Origin of the sequence: Actinoplanes sp. NPDC048791 (assembly GCF_040650095.1) — a bacterium.
GTDB lineage: Bacteria > Actinomycetota > Actinomycetes > Mycobacteriales > Micromonosporaceae > Actinoplanes.
Map to the genome: position 1 here is coordinate 1 of NZ_JBEZGQ010000568.1, position 5,527 is coordinate 5,527.

4 protein-coding genes and 1 pseudogene are annotated in these 5,527 nt (G+C 67.7%); all 5 read right to left on the minus strand.

Features of this window, described 5'->3' with window-relative positions; all coding sequences use genetic code 11:
- A pseudogene (locus AB0C29_RS31215) lies at positions 1-176 on the minus strand (sugar kinase); the annotation flags it as partial.
- 156 nt (positions 177-332) lie between these two features.
- Entirely contained in the window at positions 333-1,433 is a 1,101-nt protein-coding gene (locus AB0C29_RS31220; RefSeq protein WP_360827652.1) for a sugar-binding protein, read from the minus strand.
- 56 nt (positions 1,434-1,489) lie between these two features.
- Entirely contained in the window at positions 1,490-2,785 is a 1,296-nt protein-coding gene (gene mmsB / locus AB0C29_RS31225) for a multiple monosaccharide ABC transporter permease (RefSeq protein ID WP_360827655.1), read from the minus strand.
- Positions 2,782-4,329: a multiple monosaccharide ABC transporter ATP-binding protein gene (gene mmsA / locus AB0C29_RS31230; protein WP_360827658.1), complete on the minus strand. Its 1,548-nt coding sequence runs from the start codon at positions 4,327-4,329 to the stop codon at positions 2,782-2,784. Before mmsA ends, mmsB begins: the two co-directional genes overlap by 4 nt.
- A gap of 195 nt (positions 4,330-4,524) precedes the next feature.
- The coding region (locus tag AB0C29_RS31235; protein WP_360827661.1) for an MMPL family transporter at positions 4,525-5,527 on the minus strand (1,003 nt) is incomplete at its 5' end.

Consider the following 5,527-nt stretch of genomic DNA (forward strand, 5'->3'; position numbering starts at 1 on the left):
CCGGCCGCGGCCAGGTCGGCGGCGAGCGCGCCGATGGTGCTGCGGGTGAGCCCGAGGCGGCCGGTCAGCACGGCCCGGGAGGTGGGGCCGTGCTCGTGGACGAAGCGCAGCACCGCGCCGAGGTTCTGCCGGCGGATCTCCTCCTGGCTGGCTCCGGGCGCGGCCGGCAGCGGCAGCTCCGCGGGGCGCCCCGGGCCGGACGGCTTGGACCGTACGGGTGTCGCCACAGTCCAGCCTCCTCCCGATCGTCCGTTATGTCGGTATCAAGGACGACGAAGGGTCCCCGGAGACGGACTCCGGGGACCCAAGGGCCGTCAGGTGCTACCGAGCCGTCACGCCTTGGTGAGCGGGGCGAGCTTCGGGTCGTTCGCGTACGCCTCGGCCGCGTTGGCCTTGGTCACGGCGACCGGCGGGAGCAGGAAGGTGTCGACGACCTTGCTGCCGTTGTTGTAGGACTTCTGGTCGTTGACCTGCGGGGCGTTGCCGGCCTGCAGGGCCTTGACCATGTTGATGGTCTCCTTGACCAGGTTGCGGGTGTCCTTGTTGATCGTCATGTACTGCTCGCCGGCCATGATCGACTTGATCGACTCGACCTCGGAGTCCTGACCGGTGACGACCGGGACCTTCTTGCCGGCGCTCTTGATCGAGGTGATGATCGCGCGGGCCAGCGTGTCGTTCGGGGAGAGGACGCCGTCCAGCTCCTTGCTGCCGTAGGTCGAGGTCAGCAGCTGGTCCATGCGGGCCTGCGCACCCTCGGCCTTCCAGCCCTGGATGGCGGTCTGCTTGACCTCGGTCTGCTTCGAGCCGACGACGACGTCACCCTTGTCGATGGCCGGCTTGAGGACGTCCATCGCACCGTTGAAGAAGACACCGGCGTTGTTGTCGTCCGGCGAGCCGGAGAACAGCTCGATGGTCCACGGGCCGGTCGCCTTCTTGGCCTTCATGCCGTCCAGCAGGGCCTGGCCCTGGAGCTGGCCGACCTTGAAGTTGTCGAACGCGACGTAGTAGTCGAGGTCCGGCGTGTTGGTGATCAGGCGGTCGTACGCGATGACCTTCGCGCCGGCCTGGTGCGCCGCGGCGACCTGGGTCGACAGCTGCGCGGCGTCGGTCGCGCCGATGACGATGACCTTGGCACCCTTGGTCACCATGGCGGTGATCTGGGCCTGCTGGTCGGCCACCGTGGTGGACGCGCCGGCGTACTGCACGTCGCTCTGGAAGCCGGCCTCCTTCAGGCCGTTGGTGAACAGGTCACCGGCGAGAACCCAGTTCTCCGAGGTCTTGGCCGGCAGGGCCACACCGATGAGGGAGTTGGCCGCGAAGCCCTTGGCCGGGGCGTCCGAGCCGGACTCCTCGTCACGGCCGCCGCCGCAGGCCGTCAGGGCCAGCATCGAGATGGCGCCGATGGCCACCGTCTTGGCAAAGAATGTACGCATTGGGGGGAAGTGCCCTTCTTCAGAGGTGATACGGGTGAGAGGGGGTTCGGTGGCCGTCAGCCGGCCACCGACGTCTTGGCGGGCTCGCGGCCCGCTTCCGACGTTGCCGGCGGGGCGGATGCCTCCCGGCGGAAGGGCCGCATGATGCTCCCGATGACCGAGAAGCGCCCCTGGCTCTTGTTGTAGACATCCAGTGCGACCGCGAGCAGCAGGACCAGGCCCTTGATGATCTGGACCCGGTCGGTGCCGACGCCCTGCAGCTGGAGGCCGTTGTTGAGCACGGCCATGACCAGACCGCCCACGATGGAGCCGCTGATCGTGCCGATACCGCCGGCCACGGCCGCACCACCGATGAAGACCGCGGCGATCGCGTCCAGTTCCCAGCCGTTGCCGTCCTGCGGGCCGGAGGCCGCCGAACGGGCCACGAAGATCATGCCGGCCAGCGAGGCGAGCACGGACATGTTCATCATGACGAAGAAGTTGACCCGCTTGAGCTTGACGCCAGACAGCTCCGCGGCGCGCGAGTTGCCGCCGACCGCGTAGATGTGCCGGCCGCCGGCGGTGTTGCGGGTGTAGAACGAGTACAGGATGACCAGCGCGACCAGGATGATGCCGGAGACCGGGAAGCTGGTGCCCACCCGGCCGCTGGCGAAGCGCAGCGCCACGAAGGCGAGCACGCCGACCATCACGGCCATCCGCAGGATCGAGACCCACAGCGGGCCGGCGTCGGCGTCCATCTCGTGCCGGGTACGCCGCGCCTGCACCTCACGCCAGATCACCGCGAGACAGGCGGCCAGACCCAGCAGCAGGGTGAGGTTGTTGTAACCGGTGTTCGGCCCCACCTCGGGCAGGAAGCCCGAACCGATCACCCGGAAGCCCTCGGGCACCGGGATCGTGTTGGCGTTGCCGATGAACTGGTTGCCGCCGCGGAAGATCAGCATGCCGGCCAGCGTCACGATGAACGCGGGCACGCCGATGTAGGCCACCCAGAAACCCTGCCAGGCACCGATCGCCGCGCCGATGACGAGGCCGAACAGGATGGCCAGCGGCCAGGGCAGGTCCCACTCCGTCATGGACTTGGCGACCAGGATGCCGGCGAACGCGGCGATCGAGCCGACCGACAGGTCGATGTGCCCGGCCACGATCACCATCAGCATGCCGATGGCCAGGATCAGGATGTAGGAGTTCTGCTGGAACAGGGCGATCAGGTTGTCCGACCGCAGCGTCAGGCCGTCCGTCAGGAACTGGAACAGCAGGACGATCGCCACCAGGGTGAAGATCATGCCGAACTGGCGGGCGTTGGAGGTGGTACCTCCGAAGAGGTTCTTCTGAAGGTCCTTGAATCGGCTCATCGGGTCTGCATCTTCTTCGTCGAGGTCATCTGCTTCATGAGGGTCTCCGGATCCGCGTCCTGGCGGGGGATGTCGCCGGTGATCTGGCCTTCGAACACGGTGTAGATGCGGTCGCAGAGCCCGATCAGCTCGGGCAGCTCCGAGGAGATGACGATGACGCCCTTACCCTGGTCGGCGAGCCGCTGGATGATGCCGTAGATCTCGTACTTCGCGCCCACGTCGATGCCGCGGGTGGGCTCGTCGAGGATCAGCAGGTCGGGGTCCGTGAACATCCACTTCGCCAGGACGACCTTCTGCTGGTTGCCGCCGGAGAGCTTGGAGACACCCTCGTCGACCGAGGGCGCCTTGGTCCGCAGCTCCTTGCGGTAGGACTCGGCGGCCTTGTACTCGGCCACCTCGTCGAGGACGCCGCGCTTGGTGATCTTGGACAGCTTGGCCGCCACCGTCGACGTCTTGATGTCGTCGAGCAGGTTGAGGCCGATCGCCTTGCGGTCCTCGCTGACGTACGCGAGCCCGTGGGCGATCGCGTCCGCCACCGACTTGAGGACGATCTCCTTGCCGTCCTTGATGATCGTGCCGGACTCCCAGACACCGTAGGAGCGGCCGAACACGCTCATCGCGAGCTCGGTGCGGCCGGCGCCCATCAGGCCGGCGAAGCCGACGATCTCGCCGCGGCGCACCACGAAGTTCTCGTTCTTGCAGACCTGGCGCTCGGCCGAGATCGGGTGCCGCACGTTCCAGTTGCGCACCTCGAAGAACACCTCGCCGATCTTCGGCGTGTGGTCCGGGAAGCGGCTGCTGAGCTCGCGGCCGACCATGCCCCGCACGATCCGGTCCTCGTCGACGCCGTCGGCCTTGACGTCCAGCGTCTCGACCGTCCGGCCGTCGCGCAGGATGGTGATCTGGTCGGCGATGGCCTCGATCTCGTTGAGCTTGTGCGAGATCATGATCGAGGTGATGCCGCGCTCGCGGAAGCCGCGCAGCAGGTCCAGCAAGTGCCGGGAGTCCGCCTCGTTCAGCGCGGCGGTGGGCTCGTCCAGGATGAGCAGCTTGACGTCCTTGGCGAACGCCTTGGCGATCTCCACCAGCTGCTGCTTGCCGACGCCGATGTCCTTGATCAGGGTGTCCGGGTCCTCGCGCAGCCCGACCCGGGCCAGCAGCTCCCGGGCCTGACGCTGGGCGGACTTCCAGTCGATCGCGCCGCGCCGGCGGGGCTCGTTGCCCAGGAAGATGTTCTCGGTGATCGAGAGCTCGGGGATGAGGGCGAGCTCCTGGTGGATGATCACGATGCCGGCGTGCTCGCTGGCCCGGATGTCCGAGAAGCGGGTCTCTGTCCCTTGGTAAACGATGTCACCGTCGTACGTGCCGTACGGGTAGACCCCGCTGAGCACCTTCATCAGCGTGGACTTGCCGGCACCGTTCTCGCCGCAGATGGCGTGGATCTCGCCGGCCCGCACGACCAGGTTGACGTCGGCGAGGGCCTTGACTCCGGGGAACTCCTTGGTGATGGAACGCATCTCCAGGAGGATCGGCGCGTCGCTCATCGCTCGCACCACCTCGCCAACGTCATGGATGCCTCCGGGAGGGATCTGGCTTTCACATGGTTTTGTTGCCGAGGGCAACCTATTCAGAGCAGAAGATGATTCGCAAGTTTCTAGATCACCGGACAGGTAACAATCCGGCAATAAAGAGCCGGAGCGTGCGATGCACGCCCCGGCCCTCTTACCTGCTTAAACGGTTCAGACGGTGACCGGCTCCCGCTCCGGCTCGCTGGCCAACTCCTCGCGCAACCGCTCGCCCTCGATGTCGACGTTGGGCAGCACCCGGTCCAGCCAGCGCGGCAGCCACCAGGCGGCCCGGCCGAGCAGCGAGATCACCGCCGGCACGATCGTCATCCGGACCACGAAGGCGTCGATCGCCACGCCGATGGCCAGCGCGAAGCCCATCGACTTGATCACCGGGTCGTCCAGCAGGATGAAGCCCGCGAAGACCGACGTCATGATCAGCGCGGCCGCGGTGACCACCCGGGCGCCGTGCCCCATGCCGCTGATCGTCGCCTCCTGCGCGCCGGCGCCGTGCACGAAGTCCTCGCGCATCCGCGACACCAGGAACACCTCGTAGTCCATCGCGAGGCCGAACAGGATGCCGATCAGCAGGATGGGCAGGAAGCTGATCAGGGGGCCCGGGGTGTCGAGGCCGACCAGCCCGCTCAGGTGTCCCTCCTGGAACACCAGCACCGTGACGCCGAAGGTGGCACCCACGGTGAGCAGGAAGCCGAGCGCGGCCTTGAGCGGCACCAGGATGGACCGGAACACCAGCATCAGCAGCAGCACCGACAGGCCGACGACCAGCAGCAGATAGACCGGCATGGCGGCGGAGAGCTTCTCGGACACGTCGATGCCCACGGCGGTCTGCCCGGTCAGCGACACGTCCGCGTTCGCGATCCCGGCCACCCGGTCGCGGACGTCGTGCACCAGTTCCTCGGTGGCCTCGTCGGTCGGGCCGGTCTGCGGCAGCACCCCGAGCAGTGCGGTCCGCTTGTCCTGGCTGAGGTTGGGCGGGGTCACGGCCAGCAGGTTCGGCGTGCCCTGCAACAGCTGGGTGGCCTGCTGCACGGCCGCGGTGGTCTGCTCCGGCGAGTCGCTGGAGACGACCAGGGCCAGCCGGCCGTTGAAGCCGGGGCCGATGCGGTGATCGCGAGCGGCCACGCGTACGGCAGACCGGCCCGTTCCGCACCGGCGG

Bases quoted from the DNA above. Each gene is read 5' to 3' on its own strand.
- AB0C29_RS31220 (WP_360827652.1), bottom strand. From the start codon at position 1,433: ATGCGTACATTCTTTGCCAAGACGGTGGCCATCGGCGCCATCTCGATG.
- mmsB (WP_360827655.1), bottom strand. From the start codon at position 2,785: ATGAGCCGATTCAAGGACCTTCAGAAGAACCTCTTCGGAGGTACCACC.
- mmsA (WP_360827658.1), bottom strand. From the start codon at position 4,329: ATGAGCGACGCGCCGATCCTCCTGGAGATGCGTTCCATCACCAAGGAG.